Origin of the sequence: Paenibacillus montaniterrae (assembly GCF_018403185.1) — a bacterium.
Lineage (GTDB): Bacteria > Bacillota > Bacilli > Paenibacillales > Paenibacillaceae > Pristimantibacillus > Pristimantibacillus montaniterrae.
On record NZ_BOSE01000010.1, the window covers coordinates 198634 to 222805 of the forward strand.

A 24172-nucleotide genomic window follows, 5' to 3' on the forward strand; every position below is an offset into this window, starting at 1 on the left:
CTGTAAAGGGTTGATAGACTTGAATATGGAAAGGGGGCTGTTATGAATCTGCTAGCCTCACACGGAACGGGAGAAGAACAGATACTTGTATATGAAACCAATACACTATTCGATGAAAAGGGCAGCTTTCGTGTCCTGCAATTTGCTGATGAAGCCGTGCAGGGGGCAATTGATTTGCGGCAGCCTGAGCGCATTCTGTTTGAATACCCGCGCGCTTTGATTCACTTAATCGAGCATAATCGCAATCATAAGCATGAAAGCAGCGATCTATTTATTATCGGTCATGGTGTAGGTACGATATCGAGCTATTTCTCCAAGCAAAGCTGCGTCACAGCTGAAATTAACGAAACAGTTGTGCAGCTAAGCCGAGAGTATTTTGGCTGGAACGGAAATCATATGCTGATCGGTGACGGGCGATTGCTGCTGGAGCAAGAGCAGCGACAGTATGACTATATTGTACTGGATGCCTTCACAAGTAAAGGCATTCCGCAGCACTTGTCCACGGTGCAGTTTTTTGAGCTGGCTAGCTCCAAGCTGAAACAAAATGGGGCATTGCTTATTAATGTTACAAGCAAAGGAAAACAGGATGTAAGAAGCAATGCAGTTTACAGTACCTTGCAATCGGCTTTTCCGCATACATATGCGTTTACACTACAGTCAGCAAAAGAACGCGATATTCGCAACAGCATATTAATCGGCAGCAACGTCATAATGCGCTATCGCTTGCGGAGCATGGCAGGCTTTGTGCCCTATATTCCTGAAGCGGGATATGTGATGTATGATTAGGTTAGTATGAAAGGAGCATAACGATGAATTCGGATATTAAAGCTATTATTGAATGGTTAGAGCAAAGAAGCGAGCCTCAGCCGCTCTTTCCTAAGAAAACCTGGAATGCTTCATTGGAAGGGAAAATTGAAGCTTTGAACAATTTGGGCAGCAGCATAGAAATGATCACGTTAATCGCTGCTCTTCATCTGCGCAATGACAGCCTGGACTTATCGCATTCTTACGCACAGAAGATCGAGCATGACGCTACGGGAGCTTACTGGCATGGCATTATGCATCGCATGGAAGGCGACTTTTCTAACGCTAAATACTGGTTTTGGCAGGCCGGACAGCATCCCGCTATGCAGCAGGCCAAGCAGCGCATCGCCGAGTGGCTTCAGCAGCACTGGAACGGCCAGACAGATGGATCGCGCGCATCAAGCATATTGCAGTCGTTCCAAAACGGAGGCTGGAGCAGCGAGCAATTTGTTGAGCTTGTTAAGGAGAGTTCGACTTTTGCGGAAGACATGCAACAGCTGCTTTTAGCTATTCAAGCACTGGAAATTGAAGCCTTGTTCCAGCATACGCTCGCTGCTTACTCTAAGCACTAATATTAATGCTTACCTTCGGTACGCTTATCGTGATGATACTGTTCTCAAAAGACAAATAGACCGCCCTAGGGAAGGATTCGGTCTACTTGATCTGTCCTTTAAGTGAAGCCTACCGCCCTTAAAAGCGGCTATTGCAACGGGAGTCGTGTTAGCAGCACGGCTCCTTTTTGCATGATACGCAGGAGCTATAACAATTTATACATCTACCGTAACATTTGTTGCAAACTTATTATAATACGCGTCATGGCGGGCAGACAAGGATCATTCTTTACAACGAAGGGGCGTATCCTGTCATATTTATGACTAAAGGATACGCCCCTTGCCTTTATGTGACGGCTATCATAGGTTAGCCGTTTCCTATTTGCCTACTAACATTGACTTCTAAATAGCGACTTTGTTGTAAGTCATAATCCAGATCGAGCCGATTACAATCGTTAGCAGGATAAGCACTGCGAAAATAAGCGAGATCAGGTTATAACGCGGCTTATCCTCTTCGCGAATATGCATGAAGAAAATAAGCTGAACGAGAAACTGCAACGCTGCCGTAACCAAAATAACAGCAATCGTTGTACTGCGGTTAAACAAGTCGTTCAATACCGCTACAAGCGGAATAATCGTTAAAATAATCGATAACACAAACCCGATTATATAGGATTTCAATGAGCCATGAGTATGGCCCGTTTCTTCATGAGATTGATTTTGAGATGCCATACTACATCACCTCCATAAGGTAGACGAGCGAGAAGACGAAAATCCACACTGCGTCCAAGAAATGCCAGTACAAGCTAATGATATTGACTTTGCGCTTCGTTACCGGTGTAATGCCGCGTTTGGCAAGCTGGATAATGATTGCCGTCATCCAGACGATACCGATCGAAACGTGAAGTCCGTGCGTGCCTACAAGTGTATAGAACGCAGACCAGTAAGCGCTGGTTGAAATTTTTGCACCTTCATGAACGAGATGAATGAACTCATTTACTTCAAGATAGATAAAGGAAAGACCAAGCAGCGCTGAAACAGCAAGCCATAAAATGAGTCCCCTTTTATCCCCCTTATTCATTGACAGCAGTGCAAGACCGCTTGTGAAGCTGCTCGTAAGCAGGATGAACGTCGAAATAATAATGCCGTTCATCTCGATCAAATCAGCCCCGACAGGGCCGCTCGCCGTATTGTCGCGCAATACGATGAAGGTAGCAAACAAGGTTGCAAATAGAATTACGTCAGTAATCATGAACAGCCAGAAGCCAAACTGCTTCAACGACTCTTGGTCATGATGGCCGTGATCATGAGAATGTGAATGTGAATGTGCTTGTGCCATTAGTTAGCCCCCCTTGCTGCAGCGGCTTCAATACGTTCTATTTCTTCGACCGGTACATAATAGTCATCATTGTAATTAAAGGATCTAGCAAGCATCGTTACGGCTACGCCAGCAAGACCAAGCACAATCATCCATTTCCAATCCCATACGAAGCCGAAGCCTGCAAGAAACCAGAAGCCTGACATAATGATCGGAATGCCGGAGTTTTTCGGCATATGGATTGGCTCAAGCGGCGCAGCTTCTGCTGCAGCGACTTCCGCCGGCTCTGCTTCGCCTCTTTCGCGGCGCTGCTGCTTCTCCCACCAGTCATCCTGTGCAACAACCTGTGGAATGCGTGCAAAGTTATAGAATGGTGCAGGTGAAGCAGTAGACCATTCAAGCGTACGACCTTGTCCCCAGTTGTCTCCACTGTTGTCCTTCTTCAGGAAGCGAATGCTGTGTGCAATTTGCCATACCTGGAAGATAAACGCGATCCCCATCAAGAATGCGCCGACGGTGGACACAACGTTAAGCGGCTGCCAGCCCATATCAAAATTGTACTCGTTAAAGCGGCGTGTCATACCCATCAAGCCAAGCGCATATTGCGGCATGAAGCAGACATAGAAGCCGATATTCCAGAACCAGAATGCCCATTTGCCAAGCCCTTCATGCAGCTTGAAGCCGAACATTTTCGGCCACCAGTAGTACAGACCTGCAAAGTAACCGAACACGACGCCACCAATCAACACCTGATGGAAATGCGCGATCAGGAAGTAGCTGTTATGGAACTGGAAGTCCGCAGGCGCTACCGACAGCATCACTCCCGTCATCCCGCCGACAACGAAGCACGGGATGAACGCAACAGCCCATAGCATCGGTGTAGGGAACGACAGCTTGCCTCGATACATCGTAAACAGCCAGTTGAACACTTTTACCCCGGTAGGTATGGCGATAATCATCGTCGTTACCGCGAAAAACGCATTGACGTTTGCACCGGAGCCCATCGTAAAGAAGTGATGCGCCCATGTAAAGAAAGAGAAAAAGCTGATCGACATAAGCGCGAATACCATTGATTTGTATCCGAAAATTTTCTTCTTCGAGAAGGTCGCAACAACCTCCGAGAAGATCCCGAACGCTGGAAGAATAACGATATAAACCTCAGGATGTCCCCACATCCAAATCAGGTTCAAGTACATCATCGGGTTACCGCCAGCATCTACAGTAAAGAAATGCGCGCCCAGATAACGGTCCAGGAACAGCAGGAACAAAGTAACGGTTAGAATCGGGAATGCGAACATAATGGTAACGGATGAAGCAAGCACCGACCAGGAAAACATCGGCATTTTCATCAGCTTCATACCAGGAGCGCGCATTTTCAAAATCGTGACGACAAAGTTAATTCCTGATGCCAAGGAACCGATACCGGATATCTGGATCCCCCAAATATAGAAGTCTTGGCCAACGCCAGGGCTTCCCTCAATTCCAGAAAGCGGCGGATAAGCCAGCCAGCCTGCATCAGGCGAGCCTCCGATAACGAAGGACAGGTTGAACAGCATCGCTCCAGCAAAGAACAGCCAGAAGCTGAGTGAGTTCAAAAATGGAAAGGCAACGTCACGCGCGCCAAGTTGCAATGGCACTATAATGTTGAACAAACCGAACATGAGCGGCATTGCCATAAATAGAATCATAATGACGCCGTGTGTTGTAAAGATGGCGTTATAGTGATCCGCATGCAAAAATTCAAGATTTGGTACAGCGAGCTGCACGCGCATGAGCAGTGCATCCACACCGCCACGGAACAGCATCAGAATCGAACAAATGATGTACATAATCCCGATTTTCTTATGGTCAACTGTCGTCAGCCATTCTGTCCAAAGCCACCGCCATTTTTTGAAGTAGGTCAGCACGAACACAATAGCGACGAGAGCAAGAGCAATCGAGACTTGTGCACCAAGAATCAGCGGATCGCCCGTGACGAAAAACTCGGATGCAAACTCTTTCACCGTATCTAACATCGAGTAAGAACTCCTTTCAGAAACGTTCATAATTTTAAGCATTAATGGTTGTGCTCGGAACTTGCATCTTGACCGCTGTCTTCAGAAGACATATGATGCGCGTGCGCGCCTGTTTCGCCTTCCTCAACATACTGCAGCATGATGTCGTAGAACAGATTGTCCGGGAAGCTGGAATATTGTGCGACTTGATGCGAACCTTTCATCTTAAGTTGCTCAACACCTGCTTCAGTCAATTCCTCCTCCGTAGTCTTCACTTCATTTACCCAAGCATCAAATTCATCTTGAGATGTCACATCGGCCGTAAAGGTCATTTGCGCAAAATGAAGTCCAGTGAAGTTTGCTCCGGAACCGTAATAGCTTCCTTCTTCATCAGCCATTAGATGCAATGTCATTGCCATTCCGCTCATTGTATATAATTGACCGCCAAGATTCGGAATCCAGAATGAATTCATTGTCATGTCAGAAGTCAGTTTAAAGCGCACAGGCGTGTCTACTGGCATTTTGAAATAGTTGACGGTTGCAATGCCTTGCTCAGGATACGTAAATAACCATTTCCAGTCGAGTGAAGTCACTTGAATCTCAATTGGTTCCTTCTCCGATTCAATGGCGACGGAAGGTTCCAGCTTGTATGTGTAGTTGACAGTAACAATTGCCAAAATAGCAATCGCAATGATTGGAATCCCCCACCACGTTAATTCCAGCTTCGTACTATGCTCCCATTCTGGCTTGTAGGAAGCTTTACGATTTGGACGATCGCGATAGCGCCAAACAATAACTGCAGTAATAGCAAAAACCGGAATTGCTATCACGGCGCAAATTAAGGCGGTTATCAGGATCAAATCCTTTTGCGCTGAGGCTATTGGACCTTTTGGATCAAGCACCAAATATTGCTCACTGCAGCCTGAGAGGACAAGCAAGAACGCAACACTTAGTAAAGCCGACAGCTTGCGAAAAACAGGTCTCATGACATTTTCACTCCTTGAATTAGTTGACTTACGTCTAAAGATAGCAAATCTTTTGTCAAAAGACCTTATGGTTTACTATTCCGTAAATAATTCGTCTTATATTCGTCAAATATCGTTCACTAGTTAGACATAACATCCTTCAATTGCGGGAAATCAATGATAAAACACAAAAAAAGGAAGCAAAGCAGCTCCCAATAAAAGGGATGCTTTGCCTCCTAATATGAAGGTTATGAGCTAAATTTAGTTGGCGTCATCCGACTTGTTGCTGTATTGATTTACAGCGCGCTTGTGAACGAGCCCGATAGCAGTGCCAATGACATAAATATGAACACTTCCTACCAGGAATCCGATTCCGATCATTAACCCCCAATTGCGGTCATTAAAATCGGCGATATTGGCTAGGCACATAACAACGCCGATGCCCAACACAAGCCAGGCGATAATGGTCATAATGTTCACGATGCGGCTAGCATCGGGCGGAGACGATTTTAATTCGTTTATATGAACTGATTTTGTATTGGAACTCATACCAATCACTCCTCAACACTTTGTAAGGGTTTTCTTGGTATTAATATAACACAAAATTGTCACTTTGTTCAAACTTTTTTCACTTTTTCATCAAAATTTGGACAAAAGTTTAATTCAGCCACCATTGTTTGATTTGCTCCCACCAGTTGCGATAGCTTTTATGATCCTTCAATTCCAGCTCCTGCGGCACATTTACACCCTCGGGTTCAAGCGGCTCAGGCTGCGGCTCGCAATATTGCGTTGGCTGTGTTCCATCGAGAAAATATTCAAGATGCTCGGATGGACATGCTTCTGATGCGAGCAAACCAGTCGCTTCATCTATATATACTGCCGTTATGCCCTCAGGAATCGGAAACATTTTTGGAGGAACATCCTTTAAGGCATCCTCTATAAAGTGGGCAAAGATCGGTGCTGCACGATGCGCCTCGGCTACTGTCAAGTAGCGATCCTTGTCATAGCCTACCCATACGGCGGCGCTAAGCTCTGGCGTATAGCCAATCATCCAGGCGTCGACAGGCGTTGTGCCGCTTTTGCCTGCAACAGGACGGTGGATGATCGATTGCACGCGATGTGCTGTTCCTCCTACCTCAAATACATCCTCCAGTAGCGACGTCATTAAAAATGCCTCTTCCTCGCTTAAAACCGCTTGCGGCTCGTAATCTGCTTCATAAATCGTTTTTCCTTGCTTGTTGACGACTTTCAAAATCGAGGTTGGCTTATAATAAATGCCTTGATTGGCAAAAACACCGTATGCAGATGCCATTTCAAGCGGGCTAATTGGCGAGGAGCCAAGTGCCAAGGATGGTACTGCCTCCAGCTTGGACGTTATGCCAAGCTTGCGTGCCGTGTCGATCACCGCTTCCGGACCCACCTCCATCATTGCATGCACAGCATAGATATTGTCCGAGCTGGCGATCGCCTTGCGCATCGCGATGAAGTCATTGACATATTTGTCGCCATAATTTTGCGGCTCGTACGTTTTGCGGCCCTCATCATATGTAAATACGGTCGGCTCGCTTTTGAAGGTGGACATGACGGTCAATTTGCGCTGACCGAGCGCAGTCGCATATAAAATAGGTTTAAAGGTCGAACCGGGCTGCCTCGTTGTCGCAGTCGTGCGATTGAATTGATTCTGCTCGTAGCTCCGTCCGCCAACCATTGCTTTAATGTGGCCGTTGCGCGGGTCGATGGCAACAAGAGCAGCCTGCTGCTCGCTGCTGGACGGAATGCCTTCGGCAACCTTTTGCTCGGCAAGCTGCTGCATTGTATGATCAAGCGTAGTATAAATCGTTACGCCGCCCTCATAGAGCAATTGCTCGTCAATGCCCAGCTTATGAATCGCCTCGTTGATCACATAATCCTTAAAGTAGGAAGCATCGCTGGCAGATTCTGTTTCTTCATAGGTTGTAAAGCTCAATACCTCATTGTATGCAGCTTCTTTTTGCTGCTCGCTTATATATCCGTTATCAACCATCGCTTGCAAAATGAGCGATTGGCGGCGTTTGGCATTATGCATATTGTTCAACGGGGAATAATATTTCGGACCTTTGGGAATGCCTACCAGCATGGTGCTTTCAGCGAGACTTAGCTCGTTAGCCCCTTTGTTGAAATAATAGCGCGCGGCAGCTTCGATCCCGTAGGCGCCGTGCCCGTAATAAATTTGGTTCAAATACATTTCCAAAATTTCATCCTTGGAATATTTCATTTCCAGTTGGGCTGTATATACGGCTTCCTTTATTTTGCGCTCAAAGGTTTTCTCATGCGTCAGGTACAGGTTTCGTGCCAGCTGCTGCGTTAGCGTGCTGGCGCCCTGCTTGGCGGACAGGCTGCTTATATTTACCAATACGGCGCGGGCAAGGCCTTTCAGATCGAAGCCAAAATGCGAGTAAAACCGTCGATCCTCTATCGCCAGCGTAGCCTGCTGCACATAAGGAGATATTTCATTGAGCGCTACAGCCCGCCGGTTAACACCAGTATGGAAGAAGCCAAGCAATTCACCGTTGCGATCCACCAATTGACTGGACTGACTAATCGTTGATACAGGCAGCTCCTGCTGCTTTAAATAATATAATCCGCCAAACAGCAGCACCATGACGATTAGCAGTGCAATGATGCCTCTGCGCAGCCAGCGATTGAAGCGGAGCATAAAAAACAGGAAGCGCTCGGCCAGCAGCGGAAAGCGCGGTCTCTTCCTTTTTTTTGAATGGGACGATTTCAACATAGCTTCTCACCTCGCTGTTTGCCAAATATTAGCTCTACTAAATTAGTATGGAGCGATCGGCCCGAGGATATTCAAAAAGCATTTACAAAAGAGAAAAATAATCATTATAATTACAGGGTGAACCACTGATAGAAAGAAGGTATTGGACATGGAACTATGGTATACGGAGAAACAAACCGAAAGCTTTGGCATTACAGCGAAAATTACGAAAACATATGTTGATGAGCAAACAGAGTTTCAACAGCTGGATATGATTGAAACCGAGCAATTCGGTACGATGCTTGTTCTTGACGGTATGGTGATGACAACGGTTAAAGATGAGTTTGTATACCATGAAATGGTTGCTCATCCCATCCTGTTCACCCATCCGAATCCGGAGCATGTGCTTGTCGTAGGTGGCGGCGACGGTGGTGTTATTCGTGAAATTATGAAGCATCCGAAGGTTAAGAAGGCAGTGCTTGTCGATATTGATGGTAAGGTAATTGAATATTCCAAAAAATATTTGCCAACCATTGCTTGCGAGCTGGACAACCCGCGTGTGGAAGTCATCGTGAATGACGGCTTTATGCATATTCATGACCATAAAAATACATACGATGTCATTATGGTCGACTCTACTGAGCCTGTAGGCCCTGCGGCTAATCTGTTTACTCGCGGCTTCTATCAAGGGATTTACGAAGCGCTTAAGGAAGACGGTATTTTCGTTGCGCAAACGGACAATCCATGGTTCAAGGCAGAGCTTATTCAAACAGTAAACCGCGACGTGAAGCAAGTATTTCCGATTGTTCGCGTATATGGGGCGAATATTCCTACTTATCCAAGTGGCTTGTGGACGTTTACGATCGGCAGCAAAAAGTATGATCCGCTTGAAGTGGATACTGCGGCCATTCCTGAGCTGGATACGAAATATTATACACCTCGCTTGCATAAAGCAGCTTTTATTTTGCCGAAGTTTGTCGAGGATTTAGTAAAGTAATCAACTGCTGGAAGCATTGCGTATGATTTAGCATATAATAAAAAGCTTGCGCTTGGCACAGAATTTCTCTATTGTGCCCGACGCAAGCTTTTTTGTTTTTCCCCGTACAAGTGCGCAGCTCGACTAAATTTTGACGTTCATTTGATATAATGAGCCCATTTTCAAAATGAGTGTTTGCGCTTCCTCTATATCCTGCTTCATCAACGCTTCCAAAAGCCGCTTATTGAATTGATTAGCGCTGTAATGCTTTAAGTACGGCGTGTTGAGGTAGCGGTTATAGGTCGTCAGTACAATTTTATCGGTCAGCTGATCGAATACTTGCAGAAAGACCTCATTCTGAGTAATCGAAATAATCGCTCGCTGAAATTGCAAATGCGCATGAATATAGTCTAAATAATTGTCATTTTCTTCAGCCTTCATCTGCAGGTCGAGAATTGCCTTCAGCTTCTCATAGTTGTACTCCACATTCGTTTTTCGGTGCAGCAAAATGCTATAGAAAAGGAAGGAGAGAATCGTTTCTGTCATATGCCTCATGTCCTGCTCTGTAAACAGCTTCACATACATCCCGCGGTTTTTAATCGTCTCGATAAATCCTTCGCTTTCCAGTCTTGCTGTCGCCTTGCGGATCGGCGTCCTGCTCATATTTAATTGCTCGGCCAGTTCATTTTCCGAGATCAGGCTGCCTGGCTTGATTTGGATCGTAATAATTTGATGCTTAATCATCTCATACGCTTGTTGAGACAATAAATGCTCTGACATCGATGTGACCTCCATACAGCAAATTTACTTTATCTTAACAGGATAATGCGGCTGAGGTAAAACAATTTTAGACATGTTTACAAAAACTCAAACCCGGGAAAATGCTCTATTAACATATCGCTTGTATCCTAGTTGTGTACAAATGATATTCCAATTTGGGAGGGGCTACGAAAATTATGCTTAAAAAGCAGTGGTTGCTAGTATTAACAGGATTAATGATGCTTATCGTTGGCTGCAGTGCCGAGAAAAATGAAGAGGTTAATGAAAAGGGATGGCCGACGACGATCTATTTTGGAAGCTTGCCAATGGAGGATGGAGAGATGGGCCGCGGCGGTAATCAATTTACCGAGGATTTAAGCAAACATCTTGGCATAAATGTTGAACTGTTCGAAGGTGAAGATTACAACACGATGATTGAGGCGATGCGTTCAGGTAAAATCGACTTAACGACTTACGGACCTTTCGGATATATTATTGCAGTTGAAAGAAGCGGCGCCAAGCTAATGGCTTCCTTGGGCAATGACTCAGCTCCCAGTACCGGCAGCGCATTTATTGTACCAAGCGATTCAGAGGCAGAATCGATTCAAGATTTGAAGGGCAAAACGTTCTTGTTTGCAGATCCGGCTTCAACGTCGGGCCATCTTTTCCCGCGCGCCAAGCTGATGAAGGAGCTGGGCATAACCTCTGAGGAAGTGTTGACGTATTTTAGCAACGTATCGTTTTCAGGTGGACATGACAAGTCGATTCTGGCAATTGCCAATGGCGATGCAGATGGAGCAGCAGTTTGCGGTACATGTATAGATATGATTGCGGGAGCTGGTCTTGTTGATGCCAGCAAGGTAAAGGTTATTGGCTACTCTGATCCGATTCCAGGCGGTGGAGCGCTAGCCTATCGTGAAAGTTTGCCAGAGGATCTTGTTGCGGCGATTAAGGAATTCGCGTTGTCCTACAATGAGGTTAATCCGGACTATTTTACAAGCTTGGGTGCAACAGGCTTCTATGAGGCTGCAGATTCGGATTTTGACGGAGTTCGCGAGGTTGCCGAGCTGCTGGATATGTCTCCAGAGGAAATGCTGAGCCAATAATCGGACATCTGGCAAGCAAACGGAATAGAAGGGAGAAAAATGCGATGACATTGCTGCAAGTGGAACAGCTGAAAAAGGTATATCCAGACGGGACAGTTGGTTTGAAGGGCATCAGCTTTGAACTGGAGGCGGGAGAATTTGTTGCGGTGATTGGGCCAAGCGGAGCCGGCAAAAGCACGCTGCTGCGCTGCCTGAACCGCATGGTAGAGTCTTCATCAGGGACGATTACATTGCAGGGGAATACTATTACGAAGGTAAAGGCCAAGCAGCTGAGAGCCGTACGCAGAAAAATGGGAATGATCTTTCAGGGCTATAATTTAGTCGCGCGTTCTACGGTGCTGACTAATGTGCTGCATGGGCGATTAGGCTATATGAACAGCTTGAAAGGAGCGCTAGGCTTGTTTAACAAGCAGGATACCGAGCTGGCGAAAGCGCTGCTTAACAAGGTTGGCTTGTCGGAGCAAATGTACAAGCGTGCCGATGAGCTAAGCGGCGGGCAGCAGCAGCGTGTAGGCATTGCGCGTGCCCTCGCTCAGCGTCCTGCGCTTATATTGGCGGATGAGCCAATTGCCTCGCTGGACCCTGCCGCCTCGCAAACGGTAATGCAGACGCTCTATGAAGCATGTAAAGCGGATGGGATAGCCTGTTTGTGCAATTTGCATCAGGTCGAGGTAGCGAAAAAGTTTGCAACGCGCATTATTGGCATTCGTGCCGGGGAAAAGGTGTTCGATGGTGCGCCTGAGCAATTGACCGACGAAATGATCTCGTATATTTACGAAGGTGCAAAGCATGAGGAAGCAGTAGGCCGAAAGGAGACGGCTTAATGAATATCGAGCAGCAGTATATGCAAAAGGTGCGCAAGCAGCGAATCCAATGGTTTGTATTTATTGTTGTGCTGCTGGCGTTGACGGTATGGGCAGCAATCGGCACCAATTTCAATTTGTTTGTGCTCTTTTCCGGACTGTCGGAAGGCTTCAGCTTCTTATTTCATGATTTGCTGCCGCCAAGCCCGGCCACTTTGCCAAGCTTGCTTGACGCTGCCCTGGATACGATCTGCATGAGCTTTGTCGCGATGATTTTGGGCAGCATCATCGCGGCAGTTATTGCGATGTTTACAGCAGTAACGACGACACCATTTCCGCGGCTTCGCTACTTTTTTCGCGCTGCGACCGCCTTGCTAAGAAATATTCCTGTACTTATATGGGCGCTTATTCTTGTTTCCGGCTTTGGGCTTGGCAATCTTGTCGGTACGCTGTCGCTGCTTATTGTATCGATCGGAATGCTCGTCAGATGCTTTGCCGAGGCGCTGGAGGAAATTGATCGCGGCCAGCTTGAAGCGTTAAAGGCGACAGGCGCTTCTCATTTGCAAATGATTACGAGTGCCGTGTTGCCGCAATTTATGCCAAGCTTTATCGGCTGGTCGTTATTTAATCTGGAAATCAACATTCGCGCCTCGACGATCGTTGGCATGGTTGGCGGCGGAGGCCTGGGATTTATGATACAGTCAGGCATCAAGCTGTTTCAATACAAGCAGGTAAGTATGGCGATTATCCTTGTTATCGTAATCGTGCTTGCTACAGAATGGCTAACAGGTCGCGTAAGAGAGAGGTTGATCTAAATGGGGAAATTAAAGCTTTATTTCTCTGCTTGTCTAGTCGTATTTGTACTATGCCTGCTGCAATTGCAGTTTGACTACAGCAAGCTATGGTCAGGGCTGTTCAAGCTGGGCAATACCATTTCGCTAATGCTGCCGCCCGATGCTTCACAGTGGCAGTATGTATTGTCGGCTGCGATTGAATCGGTGCAGGTTGCGATAATTGGTACTGTGCTGGCAATCGTATGCTCCTTTTTTCTATCATTTTTGGCGGCAAGCAATATTACGCCTCATCCAGCGTTAAGCTGGGCGATTCGCGGCATCTGTTCCTTGCTGCGCTCGATTCCGACATTAATCTGGGTGCTGATCTTTATTGTCGCGGTAGGACTGGGGCCGCTGCCAGGCGTTCTGGCGATAATGATTGGTGCGATTGGCAGTCTGATTAAAGTATTCGCTCAAAGCATTGAAGAAGTGGATGAGGGAGTAATCGAAGCGCTGCGTGCGACAGGCTCCAGCTGGCTGGGCATCGTTATACAAGGTGTGCTGCCATGCGCGCTAACTGCCTTGTTGGCTTGGTGCGTAATGCGCTTTGAAGGCGACTTGGCGGAATCAACGATTTTAGGTACAGTTGGTGCTGGAGGGATCGGCTACGAGCTGTCGCATGCGATGCGTGGCTACCGCTATGATCAGGCATTATTTGTAGGTATTGTTATATTTGTAATGGTGTTCAGTGTAGAGCTGGTTGCCAACCGTTTAAAATTAAAAATGGCTAAACGATTATAAGTTGAGAGGATAGATAGAGAATGCAACCACAATCGAATACAGACGCTATGCAAGCTCATGCTGAGCACATAACGCCAGCAGCAGAGAGAGTAGTTGCTCTGCAAGGGGTATCGAACTTTCGCGATATGGGCGGCTATGAAACCGAAGATCAGCGTACAGTGAAATGGGGGAAGCTGTTTCGTTCGGCCGATTTAAGCAGAGCAACAGCTGAAGATATTGAAAAAATTGCTTCGCTGCAGCTTGCCTGGATTTGTGATTTGCGCACGCTTGGAGAGCGCACAAGCAATGTGACGCCAGTATTTGCAGCGGAGGTGAATGAGCATCTCTCCTTTCTGGACTCTGCCGATCCTAATGCCATGCTGAAATCACAGCAGGCTTTAAGCGAGGAGCTGCTGGTCGAGCTGAATCGACAAATGGCGCATCGTATTGAGGTGATTAGAAGCTTTGTGAAGCGCTGGCTGTCGCTTGAAGGCAAACCGTTTTTGTTTCATTGTATGGCTGGCAAGGACCGCACAGGCTTTATCGGCGCATTTATTTTGCGAGCGCTGGGCGTGCCGCTTGAGCAAATCAAGCAGGACTATGCGTTGACCAATGTATATTTGAATACGAAAGGGCTGCTGCAAGCCAACGACAGCCAGCTTGAGATGATGAAGCAAATGTCGCCTGCCATCATTCAGGCATTAATGGAAGCGAGAGAAGCTTATATCGCAGCGGCAATGGATGAAATCGACCAGCGCTTCGGCGGCTTTGAGCTTTACTGGCAGCAGACGTTGGGCTTCACAGAGGTTGAGCTGCAGCAGCTGCGCACTTGGTATGTGGAATAGCTTGCAAGAGCTTCAAAAACTAGATAGTGAATGAACCAGGCTGTTCAAGCTGTTGGCTGCCGCCAGCTGACTTGGACAGCCTTAATATTTGTTGATCGGCACAATGCCAACTTCTGCAAGCTGCAATAAATAGAAGCAGGAACATTGAAATTGCTATGGTTCCTGTATATAGTTATACATATAATTGAGTAAGGATATGGAGATTCCGGTATGAATCACAAGCAGCATGTATGGATCGAATTTGACAGCACGCAGGACAACGAGAAGGTTTCACAGCAAATGGCAGGGGAATGGTATATAAAAGGGAAAGCCTTTTACATAACGTATGAGGAGCAGACTGAAGCGGGGACGATCAGGCATCTGCTGCGCTATGAGCCATCGGAGCTGAAGGTGATGCGCAAGGGAGCGCTGGAGTCGGAGCAAATTTACCGTATGCACGAGCGGCGGCAAGGCTATTACGACAATCGCATTGTAAAGCTGGAGCTGCAGGCTTATACGCATCAGCTTGCTATTCGCGATCAATATGATCAAGTCGTGCTGGGCTTGCCGAGCAAGCTGCCGTTTTCGCTCATTTGGGAATATGACTTGTTTGTTGGCGAGCAGGCGACAGGAAGGTTCAAACTTCGTTTATTATTAAAGGAGGCAACAAAGTAATGACAAGCTATGTGTTGGAGCGTACCTATACGGCGCTGAAGGATGCAATTGCAAGTGCTGTGTTGAAGGCGGGACTTGTAGAAGAGGGACAGCTGCCTTCGATTGTGCTTGAAGTGCCGAAGGACAAAGCTCATGGTGATCTGGCTACCAATGCTGCGATGCAGCTGACAAAGATCGCCAAAAAAAATCCTCGTCTAATTGCCGAGGCGATTATTGAGAATCTCGATCTGGAAGCAGCGTCGGTTCAAAGTGCGGAAATTGCCGGGCCAGGCTTTATTAACTTCCGTATGGACAATCGCTATTTATATGGGGTCATTGACGAGGTGCTAAGCAGCAATGATCGCTATGGGCGAGTCGAGGATGGCAAGGGCAAGCGCGTTGAGGTTGAGTTCGTCAGCGCTAATCCGACCGGCAACCTGCATTTGGGGCATGCACGTGGTGCAGCAGTTGGCGATGCCTTGTGCAATGTGCTCGATTTTGCCGGCTATGAGGTAACACGCGAATATTATATTAATGATGCAGGCAAGCAGATTGAAAACCTTGCGCTATCAATCGAAGCACGCTATTTGCAGGAGCTGGGCCAGGATGCGGCGATGCCTGAGGATGGCTACTATGGAGACGACATTATAGGCTTTGCTAAAGCGCTAGTAGCAGAAAAAGGCGACTCGCTGCTGCAGCTTGAGGATAAGGAAAAGTTCGCTTTTTATCGCAGCTATGGGCTGGAGCGCGAGCTGGATAAAATTAAGCGTGATCTTGAGCGTTTCCGTGTCGGCTTTAATATTTGGTACAGCGAAACTTCGTTGTATGAGGACGGCAAGGTTACAGCGGCGCTGGAGAAGCTGAAGGCTTCGGGGCATGTATATGAGGAGGAAGGCGCGACATGGCTGAACACGACGCAATTTGGCGATGATAAAAACCGCGTGCTTATTAAAAACGACGGCTCCTATACGTATTTGACGCCTGATATCGCTTATCATCTGGACAAGTACAGCCGCGGCTATGACCGCATGATCAATATTTGGGGAGCCGATCATCACGGCTATATCCCGCGTATGAAGGCAGCTATGGAGGCGCTCGGCAACGATCCTGAGAAGCTTACTGTGCTCATTGCGCAAATGGTCAGCCTGTTCCAAAACGGCGAGAAAGTAAAGATGTCCAAGCGTACCGGTAAGGCAGTAACGATGCAGGACTTGATGGACGAGGTAGGCGTAGACGCAATTCGCTACAACTTCACCTCGCGCAGCATGGACTCGCATCTTGATTTTGACATGGATTTGGCTGTTGCCACCTCGAACGAAAATCCGGTGTTTTACGTTCAATATGCACATGCGCGTATTTGCAGCGTGCTGCGTCAAGCACAGGAGCAAGGAATTGCAATTCCTAGCCCGGCAAATGTGAAGCTGGACGTCCTTGCTGTTGAACAGGAGTATGATTTGCTGCGCAAGCTGGGACAATTCCCGCAGGAAATTAGCGAAGCGGCGGCTAATTTTGCTCCGCATCGCATTGTGCGCTACGTATATGAGCTGGCGGCTGAATTCCACAGCTACTATCGCGCTGAAAAGGTTTTAACTGACAATAAAGAGCTGACCGATGCTCGTGTGCTGCTTTTGCTAGCTGTTAAAACGACGCTTGTTAATGCGTTAACGCTAATTGGCGTATCAGCGCCAGAGCAAATGCACAAGCAGCCGGATGCGACAGAAGACGGAGCAGAGCAGCAGTAATATGGTTGAAGCATCTGTAGCAGCAAAGGCTATCGTCCGCGGACGATAGCCTTTTAGTTGTTAATCAGCTTAACCATACAGCTCTTTAGCAGCATACAGCATCTTCATTACATCCAGCTCGCCTGCCTTGCGAGCTTTAGCGTACTTTAACGGCTGCATAGAACGCCTTAGAACGGCTTTAATTTCGCTAGGACGCAGCGAAGGGTAGAGCTCGAGCAATAAGGCTATCGCGCCGCTTACATGCGAGGTAGCCATGCTGGTGCCGTTCATTTCATTATAGCTGTTGTTGAGCCATGCTGACACGATTCGGTCTCCTGGTGCATAGATGTCAATATATATACCTCGATTGCTGAAGGGGGCAATTTTTCGAAATGAATTGGTGGCGCCGACGGCTACGGTGTTGGTGTAGCGGGCAGGATAGTCAATCGCTTTTCGCTTGCTGTCATTGCCTGAAGAAGCGATCACGATCACGCCTTTTTGGTAGGCGCGATTAACGGCGCTAAGCATCGATTTGCTTTTTGTTCGCATGCCAAAGCTCATATTAATGACATTAACTTTGTTGCGGACGCACCAATCAATTGCATGCGCGATGTCGGATACATAGGCGCTTCCCTGCTGATCGAAAGCTTTGACCGGCACGATCATTGCGTGTGGAGCAACTCCAATCATGCCGTGATTTGGATTAGAGGCTGCAATCGTCCCTGAAATATGTGTGCCATGTCCGTTGTCGTCGATCGGCGGGCGATTGCGCTCTACGAAATTAATGCCAGGCAAAATAGATCCATTTAATGCAGGGTGATGAAAATCGATGCCTGTATCAATGACACCGATTTTAACATTGCGCCCAGTCGTATACTGCCATGCCTGCGGAGCGTTTATTTTTTCAACTCCCCAGGGAATGCCATTATGAACTAATTTACTATTGATTGCGGAGGTTTGAAGCTGAATCTTCGATTCATCTTGCATATCTGTTCTCATGGCATAGTAATCCTCCTCAGTACAATGTTCACTTATTGTATGAGGGGCAGGCAAAGCGTGTATATGCAGCTGCCTTTTTTGCAAAGATTAGGCAGATAGCCGTGTCATTTTATTGATCGTTTCATAACATAAAGGAAGAGCAGCAAGCTCCTATACTTTGCCAGATCGGGCCAGACGCTGGCAAAAGGATACAGTCAAGGCGGCAGGAATTTTCCTGCCGCTTTTGTGTGATTGCCGGATCTTTCAAAAAAATATTTTCATCTCCATGATACAACTTGCATTTTTATAGGAAATAATGTTTACTATAGTTTGACTAATGTTACTACGATGACGATGTTTAACTTATTCAGTTAGCAAGAGAGGATGTGTCAGGATGAGCGGTATCACTTTGAAACTAGATCCGGAGCGAATTCGTGAAATGCCTTTGGTTGATCTGGCTTTTGAGGTATTGAAGTCTGCGAATACTCCATACTACTACCGTGATCTCATTATGGAGGTTGCCAAAATTCGCGGTGTTGGCGCAGAAGATCTTAACCAGTTTATAGCGCAAGTCTATACGGAAATTAACATTGACGGCCGCTTTGCTTGTGTCGGCAACAATGTATGGGGCTTGAAACGCTGGTATCCAGTAGAGCGTGCTGAGGATCCGGTTGGCAATACAAAGCGTACTCGCATCATTAACGATGATGATGATCTCGATGAAGACGATGAGTTGTATGTAGACGAAGAGGAAACATATGACAGCGAAGAAGACGGCTTCGATGGCTACGACGATGATGAAGTATTCAGTGATGAAGACGCAGAAGTCGAAGACGATGTGGAAATTGATGAAGAAGAAATTGACGAGGATGAGCTGGAAGAGGAAGATCTTTCGCTTGAAGAGGTAGAAGAGGAAGAATACGAGGACTTCGAGGAAGAGGAAGAAAAGTAGCTTTCCATCCCTGTTGATTGACTTCAGCAATAAAACTTTTCGATTGTGTGACTTGTTCGCAGATAGGCTTGACACAAGCTATAGGGCAGAGTAAACTATCCTATGGGCTAAAGAAACAGCTTAACATATTATTCGTTCATTTATATACCAAATGAGAAAAGTGCCCCCGTGCTACGGGTGTCACTTTTTTTGTTTGGCTTGATTTTTTTGCATTTGGGAAAAGCTAAAACATAATGAAAGCATGGAGGGTATTATCACAGTGACCAAATATATTTTTGTAACGGGTGGCGTTGTTTCGTCATTAGGAAAAGGGATTACTGCCGCTTCTCTGGGCAGGCTGCTTAAAAATAGAGGACTCAAGGTTACGATTCAAAAATTTGATCCTTATATTAATGTGGATCCGGGAACAATGAGTCCATACCAGCATGGTGAGGTTTTCGTAACAGATGATGGCGCGGAAACTGACCTTGACCTTGGTCACTATGAGCGTTTTATTGACATTAACTTATCGAAAAACAGCAACGTAACTACAGGGAAAATCTATTCCAATGTCATTACGAAGGAGCGTCGTGGTGATTATTTGGGTGGAACGGTACAGGTTATTCCTCATATTACGAATGAAATTAAAGAGCGTGTCTTCCGTGCTGGCAAAGAAACGGGTGCAGATGTCGTCATTACTGAAATCGGCGGCACTGTGGGCGATATCGAAAGCCTGCCTTTCCTAGAAGCAATTCGTCAAATTAAGAGCGATATTGGTCGCGACAATGTTATGTACGTGCACGTTACCTTGATTCCATATATTAAAGCGGCTGGCGAAGTGAAAACAAAACCGACCCAGCACAGCGTAAAAGAGCTGCGTTCAATCGGCATTCAGCCAAATGTAATTGTATGCCGTTCAGAATATCCGCTAGCGGAAGATCTTAAGCGTAAAATCGGGCTTTTCTGTGATATTGATGCGAATGCAGTTGTTGAATGTCTCGATGCTTCAACTCTTTATGAGGTTCCATTGATGCTGCAGGCTCAGGGGCTCGATCAAATCGTGCTTGATCATTTGAAAATCCAGGCTCCACAAGCTGATATGACGGAATGGACTGCTATGGTTGAGCGTGTAAAATCGCTTAAAAACAATGTAGAGATTGCGATTGTCGGCAAATATGTTGCGCTGCATGACGCTTATCTAAGTATTGCAGAGGCGCTGCGCCACGCTGGAATAGCGCTTGATGCCGATGTGTCGATTCGCTGGGTTGATGCAGAGGAAGTTAACGATAACAACGTTGCTGACCTGCTGAACGGCGTAGACGGCATTCTTGTGCCTGGCGGCTTCGGCGACAGAGGAATCGAAGGGAAAATTACTGCGATTCGCCATGCGCGTGAACAGAAGGTTCCTTTCTTTGGCATTTGCCTTGGCATGCAGGTAGCGGTCATCGAATTTGCTCGCAATGTACTTGGCTTGTCCGGTGCGAACAGCTCGGAAATTAACGCATCAACGCCTTATCCGGTCATTGATTTGCTGCCGGACCAAAAGGATATTGCTGATATGGGCGGAACAATGCGTTTGGGCTTGTATCCGTGCAAAGTGATGGAAGGCACCAATGCTTTTACTGCTTATAATGAAGAGCTTGTATACGAGCGTCATCGCCATCGCTACGAATTCAACAATGAGTATCGTGAAGCACTCGAGGAAGCAGGGCTAGTCATTTCCGGAACATCTCCAGATGGTCGTCTTGTCGAGATGGTTGAAGTGAAGGATCATCCTTGGTTTCTAGCTGTGCAATTCCATCCGGAATTTACATCAAGACCGAATCGTCCTCAGCGACTTTTCCACCGATTTGTAGAGGCTTCGTTAAATCAGCAGTAATTATTTAAAATTCAAGAGTAATTTCCATTTAAGAAGGATTCTACCATTGGGCAGCGAATACACTTATTATAACGTGTTTCGTATTATAGCCACTTAGTGGTACACGGGCTGTGCAAGCTTAGGGGGTAGAATTTGTTTGGAAAAGCAAAGAGTACTCATCGTCGATGATCAGAACGGAATCAGACTTCTTCTGATGGAAGTATTTAATAGTGAAGGCTATCAGACCTATCAAGCCTCCAACGGCAGGATGGCTTTGGAGATTGTACGCAATGAGCGCCCGGATCTAGTGCTGTTGGACATGAAAATACCTGGAATGGATGGCTTGGAAATACTCAAGCATATCAAATTGTTCGACCCGACCATTACTGTCATTATGATGACAGCATACGGGGAGCTTGATATGATCAATCAAGCGACAGAGTTGGGTGCAGTCAAGCATTTCACGAAACCGTTCGACATCGATGAGCTTCGTCTGGAAGTAAATTATCAGCTAAGCGGACGAAGCAAGCTGAATTCTTGAATAGCTGAAAGGTCATGGTGAGAAGCGTCGCTACATTGATCGTAGCGATGCTTTTGTCATTTTGGGACAACAAGCGGTAGGAAATCGCAACACACTATGCTATAATATCGTTGAAATAAAATAGAGCGAAATAATAGACTATTTTTCGATAGATATATGTGTAATAGAAACAAGGACAAGGGATACATGTAAACCGCCTATTGTCAGCGCGCTGCCTCATTCGTCTCGTTAAGTTGACCGTGGAGCACGCTTTATGGCGGTTTTTACTATGTTGACTTCCAGGCTAACGGGAGGACCAATAGATTAATGGAGAAATTAATGATACGCGGCGGAAAGCCACTACATGGAACGGTAACCATTAGCGGTGCCAAAAACAGCGCGATTGCTCTACTGCCTGCCGCAGTACTGGCTGATACAGAGGTAATTCTTGACAACCTGCCGAATATTAGCGATGTTGCGATTTATAGTGAACTATTAGAAGAGTTAGGCGCCAAGGTTAAGCGCCGAGATGATGAGATTCGCATTGATCCATCACAGCTTGTATCCAAGCCGATGCCCAATGGCAAAGTAAAAAAGCTGCGTGCATCGTATTATTTGATGGGAGCGCTGCTAGGGCGCTTTGGGGAAGCAACAATTGGCATGCCTGGTGGCTGTAATTTTGAGCCCCGGCCAATTGATCAGCATATTAAAGGCTTCGAGGCGCTTGGCGCAGTCGTAACCAATGAGCAGGGCGCGCTACATATCAGGGCAAAGCAGCTTCGCGGCGCTAAAATTTACCTGGATGTAGCAAGTGTCGGTGCTACAATTAATATTATGCTGGCTGCATCGCGAGCAGATGGCGTAACCGTCATTGAAAATGCTGCCAAGGAGCCTGAAATCGTTGATGTTGCTACACTTTTAACAGCAATGGGCGCTAAAATAAAAGGCGCAGGAACTGAAACGATTCGTATTGAAGGCGTTAAGGAAATGAAAGGCTGTCGTCATTCTATTATTTCAGATCGAATTCAAGCAGGCACTTATATGATTATGGCTGCTGCAACTCGCGGCAATGTATTGGTAGATAATGTGATCCCGAAGCATCTTGAGGCTTTGACAGCCAAGCTCGAAGAGATGGGCGTTGAGGTACAGGAGTACGATGAGTCGATTCGCATTATCGGCAAGCCGTCCTACAATGCTGTCGATGTCAAGGCGCTAGTCTACCCGGGCTTTCCAACTGATTTGCAGTCGCCGATGACTTCGCTGCTCACTTGTGCGCAAGGGACGAGCCTGCTGTCGGATTATGTGTATGGCACGCGCTTTAAGCATGTGCCGGAGCTGACGCTTATGGGCGCTAACATTCGCGTAGAGGGCCGTACAGCGATCATCGAAGGCGGAAAGCTGTCTGCAGCCAAGGTAAAGGCGGCTGATTTGCGCGCGGGTGCTGCACTTGTCGTGGCGGCACTAACAGTTCAGGATGAAGTTACCGAAATAACTAATGTAGAGTATATTGATCGCGGCTATGATCGGCTCGTAGAAAATTTAAGAAATCTGGGTGCAGACGTATGGCGCGAGCACGATTAATCTAGCTTGAATTGGTATTGCCCGAATAGATTTCATAGATTCGGGCAATGCTATTTAAACAGCAGTAACAAGTTTTATATTTTATTATAAAGTGGTGAGAGCATGTCAGATCTTCAAATTGCGGATTTGGAGAACATGAAGTTGACGGAGCTGTATAAGCTCGCAAAACAATACCAGATTCCTTATTATGGTCAATTAAAGAAAAAGGAACTTATTTTTGCAATTCTTCGAGCTCAGGCAGAGAAGAGCGGTTTTTTATTTATGGAAGGCATACTGGAAGTATTGCCAGACGGCTATGGATTCTTGCGTCCTATCAATTACTTGCCAAGTAAAGAAGATATTTATATTTCAGCCTCGCAAATTAAAAAGTTTGACTTGCGCAATGGCGACCTGGTTTCAGGTAAATGCAGATTGCCTAAAGAATCTGAACGCTATTACGGATTGCTTCAAGTAAATGCAGTTAACGGTGAAAGTCCGGAAACCGCGGCAGAACGGTTGCACTTCCCTGCGCTTACACCTCTCTATCCGGAGAAGAAGCTAGTGCTGGAAACGAAAAAGAGTAATCTTTCCACGCGGATTATGGATTTGCTTGCCCCTGTAGGCCTCGGACAGCGCGGACTCATTGTGGCTCCTCCAAAAGCAGGTAAAACACTACTCTTAAAAGAAATTGCCAACAGTATTTCAACCAACCATCCAGATATCGAGCTTTTTATATTGCTTATTGACGAGCGTCCAGAAGAAGTTACAGATATGCAGCGTTCTGTAAAAGGTGAAGTAGTTGCTTCTACCTTTGATGAGCTGCCTGAAAATCATATTAAGGTAGCTGAACTTGTGCTTGAACGAGCGCTTCGTCTTGTCGAGCATAAAAAGGATGTCGTTATTTTGCTTGATAGTATTACGAGGCTCGCAAGAGCGTTCAACCTGCATGTGCCTCCATCTGGACGTACGCTTAGCGGTGGAATTGATCCAGCGGCGTTTCACCGTCCGAAGCGCTTTTTCGGCTCGGCGCGCAACGTCGAGGAAGGCGGCAGCTTAACGATTCTAGCAACAGCCTTGATTGAGACGGGCTCTCGTATGGACGATATCATTTACGAGGAATTTAAAGGCACGGGCAATATGGAGCTTCATTTGGATCGCAAGCTGGCGGAGCGCCGTATATTCCCTGCAATCGATATTCGTCGTTCAGGCACGCGTCGTGAGGAGATGCTGCTTACCCAGGAAGAGCTGGATAAAGTGTGGGCGATTCGTAAAAATATGAACGACTCCTTCGAGTTTGTCGATCAATTTTTGAAGAAGATGAGAGACTCGGAAAACAACGAGCAGTTTTTAATGTCATTGGATGTATCCTCTGACGGCCCTAAAGTAGAAAGCTTGAAAAAGACAGATGCTACGGCTTTGAAGCGGCCAACTACAACGACTGCACGCAAAACGACAACAACAACAAAAACAACATCATCGACTCATTCAACGAAGTAGTCGCTTTGAACGAACGGGCATATGCCGACATGCCTCTTCTGATGGTTGTTG

The 24172-nt window shown here is 46.6% G+C and carries 23 protein-coding genes; 15 read left to right on the plus strand and 8 right to left on the minus strand.

The window, feature by feature from the left end:
* The first annotated feature begins 42 nt into the window (after nt 1-42).
* Nucleotides 43-786: a spermidine synthase gene (locus KJS52_RS22150; RefSeq protein WP_213519471.1), complete on the plus strand. Its 744-nt coding sequence runs from the start codon at nt 43-45 to the stop codon at nt 784-786.
* Nucleotides 787-809: 23 nt separating this feature from the next.
* Nucleotides 810-1376, plus strand: a complete 567-nt coding sequence (locus KJS52_RS22155) for a hypothetical protein (protein WP_213519472.1) — start codon at nt 810-812, stop codon at nt 1374-1376.
* Between the two features lie 381 nt (nt 1377-1757).
* Here the strand turns inward: KJS52_RS22155 and cyoD are convergent, their stop codons facing one another.
* From cyoD to KJS52_RS22185, 6 genes are all read right to left on the minus strand, one after another.
* Nucleotides 1758-2087 carry a cytochrome o ubiquinol oxidase subunit IV gene (cyoD, locus tag KJS52_RS22160; protein WP_213519473.1) on the minus strand — a complete coding sequence of 110 codons (330 nt, stop codon included), beginning with the start codon at nt 2085-2087 and terminating at the stop codon, nt 1758-1760.
* Between the two features lies 1 nt (nt 2088).
* Nucleotides 2089-2694, minus strand: a complete 606-nt coding sequence (locus KJS52_RS22165) for a cytochrome (ubi)quinol oxidase subunit III (protein WP_213519474.1) — start codon at nt 2692-2694, stop codon at nt 2089-2091.
* Complete coding sequence (locus KJS52_RS22170; RefSeq protein WP_213519475.1) at nt 2694-4688, minus strand: cbb3-type cytochrome c oxidase subunit I; 1995 nt, start codon at nt 4686-4688, stop codon at nt 2694-2696. Before KJS52_RS22170 ends, KJS52_RS22165 begins: the two co-directional genes overlap by 1 nt.
* Before the next feature lie 41 nt (nt 4689-4729).
* A complete protein-coding gene (cyoA, locus tag KJS52_RS22175) occupies nt 4730-5653 on the minus strand; it encodes a ubiquinol oxidase subunit II (protein WP_213519476.1) in 924 nt (307 codons plus the stop codon).
* 240 nt (nt 5654-5893) lie between these two features.
* Nucleotides 5894-6181, minus strand: coding sequence for a hypothetical protein (locus tag KJS52_RS22180; RefSeq protein ID WP_213519477.1), 288 nt, complete (start codon nt 6179-6181; stop codon nt 5894-5896).
* A 109-nt stretch (nt 6182-6290) separates the two neighbouring features.
* Nucleotides 6291-8402 carry a transglycosylase domain-containing protein gene (locus KJS52_RS22185; RefSeq protein WP_213519478.1) on the minus strand — a complete coding sequence of 704 codons (2112 nt, stop codon included), beginning with the start codon at nt 8400-8402 and terminating at the stop codon, nt 6291-6293.
* A gap of 148 nt (nt 8403-8550) precedes the next feature.
* On the opposite strand from KJS52_RS22185, the gene speE reads away from it, so the two are divergent.
* Nucleotides 8551-9378 (plus strand): polyamine aminopropyltransferase, encoded by an 828-nt coding sequence (speE, locus tag KJS52_RS22190; protein ID WP_213519479.1) that lies wholly within the window; start codon nt 8551-8553, stop codon nt 9376-9378.
* A 123-nt stretch (nt 9379-9501) separates the two neighbouring features.
* On the opposite strand, the gene KJS52_RS22195 is transcribed toward speE, so the two are convergent.
* Nucleotides 9502-10137 (minus strand): GntR family transcriptional regulator, encoded by a 636-nt coding sequence (locus KJS52_RS22195; protein ID WP_213519480.1) that lies wholly within the window; start codon nt 10135-10137, stop codon nt 9502-9504.
* A 176-nt stretch (nt 10138-10313) separates the two neighbouring features.
* Here KJS52_RS22195 and KJS52_RS22200 point away from each other — a divergent pair, with 176 nt between their 5' ends.
* From KJS52_RS22200 to argS, 7 genes are all read left to right on the plus strand, one after another.
* Nucleotides 10314-11222 carry a phosphate/phosphite/phosphonate ABC transporter substrate-binding protein gene (locus tag KJS52_RS22200; RefSeq protein WP_213519481.1) on the plus strand — a complete coding sequence of 303 codons (909 nt, stop codon included), beginning with the start codon at nt 10314-10316 and terminating at the stop codon, nt 11220-11222.
* 44 nt (nt 11223-11266) lie between these two features.
* Complete coding sequence (gene phnC, locus KJS52_RS22205; RefSeq protein ID WP_213519482.1) at nt 11267-12046, plus strand: phosphonate ABC transporter ATP-binding protein; 780 nt, start codon at nt 11267-11269, stop codon at nt 12044-12046.
* Nucleotides 12046-12840: a phosphonate ABC transporter, permease protein PhnE gene (gene phnE / locus KJS52_RS22210; protein ID WP_213519483.1), complete on the plus strand. Its 795-nt coding sequence runs from the start codon at nt 12046-12048 to the stop codon at nt 12838-12840. The genes phnC and phnE (KJS52_RS22210) overlap by 1 nt, the downstream gene beginning before the upstream one ends.
* Complete coding sequence (gene phnE, locus KJS52_RS22215) at nt 12841-13599, plus strand: phosphonate ABC transporter, permease protein PhnE (protein ID WP_213519484.1); 759 nt, start codon at nt 12841-12843, stop codon at nt 13597-13599. It abuts the gene before it with no gap.
* A 20-nt stretch (nt 13600-13619) separates the two neighbouring features.
* On the plus strand, nt 13620-14423 hold the full coding sequence (locus KJS52_RS22220) for a tyrosine-protein phosphatase (protein ID WP_213519485.1): 804 nt from the start codon (nt 13620-13622) through the stop codon (nt 14421-14423).
* Between the two features lie 210 nt (nt 14424-14633).
* Nucleotides 14634-15077, plus strand: coding sequence for a YwiB family protein (locus KJS52_RS22225; RefSeq protein ID WP_213519486.1), 444 nt, complete (start codon nt 14634-14636; stop codon nt 15075-15077).
* Nucleotides 15077-16798 carry an arginine--tRNA ligase gene (gene argS / locus KJS52_RS22230; RefSeq protein WP_213519487.1) on the plus strand — a complete coding sequence of 574 codons (1722 nt, stop codon included), beginning with the start codon at nt 15077-15079 and terminating at the stop codon, nt 16796-16798. The genes KJS52_RS22225 and argS overlap by 1 nt, the downstream gene beginning before the upstream one ends.
* A 69-nt stretch (nt 16799-16867) precedes the next feature.
* Here argS and KJS52_RS22235 read toward each other — a convergent pair whose 3' ends face one another.
* Complete coding sequence (locus KJS52_RS22235) at nt 16868-17764, minus strand: S8 family peptidase (protein ID WP_507763535.1); 897 nt, start codon at nt 17762-17764, stop codon at nt 16868-16870.
* 385 nt (nt 17765-18149) lie between these two features.
* Here KJS52_RS22235 and rpoE point away from each other — a divergent pair, with 385 nt between their 5' ends.
* From rpoE to rho, 5 genes are all read left to right on the plus strand, one after another.
* On the plus strand, nt 18150-18707 hold the full coding sequence (rpoE, locus tag KJS52_RS22240; RefSeq protein ID WP_213519489.1) for a DNA-directed RNA polymerase subunit delta: 558 nt from the start codon (nt 18150-18152) through the stop codon (nt 18705-18707).
* Nucleotides 18708-18966: 259 nt separating this feature from the next.
* Nucleotides 18967-20565 (plus strand): CTP synthase, encoded by a 1599-nt coding sequence (gene pyrG / locus KJS52_RS22245; protein WP_213519511.1) that lies wholly within the window; start codon nt 18967-18969, stop codon nt 20563-20565.
* 136 nt (nt 20566-20701) lie between these two features.
* The gene (locus KJS52_RS22250) at nt 20702-21085 is read left to right on the plus strand and encodes a response regulator (RefSeq protein ID WP_213519490.1); all 384 of its coding nucleotides are present in this window, start codon (nt 20702-20704) and stop codon (nt 21083-21085) included.
* A gap of 306 nt (nt 21086-21391) precedes the next feature.
* The gene (gene murA / locus KJS52_RS22255) at nt 21392-22645 is read left to right on the plus strand and encodes a UDP-N-acetylglucosamine 1-carboxyvinyltransferase (RefSeq protein WP_213519491.1); all 1254 of its coding nucleotides are present in this window, start codon (nt 21392-21394) and stop codon (nt 22643-22645) included.
* Between the two features lie 102 nt (nt 22646-22747).
* The gene (gene rho / locus KJS52_RS22260) at nt 22748-24121 is read left to right on the plus strand and encodes a transcription termination factor Rho (RefSeq protein ID WP_213519492.1); all 1374 of its coding nucleotides are present in this window, start codon (nt 22748-22750) and stop codon (nt 24119-24121) included.
* The last annotated feature ends 51 nt before the right edge of the window (nt 24122-24172 follow it).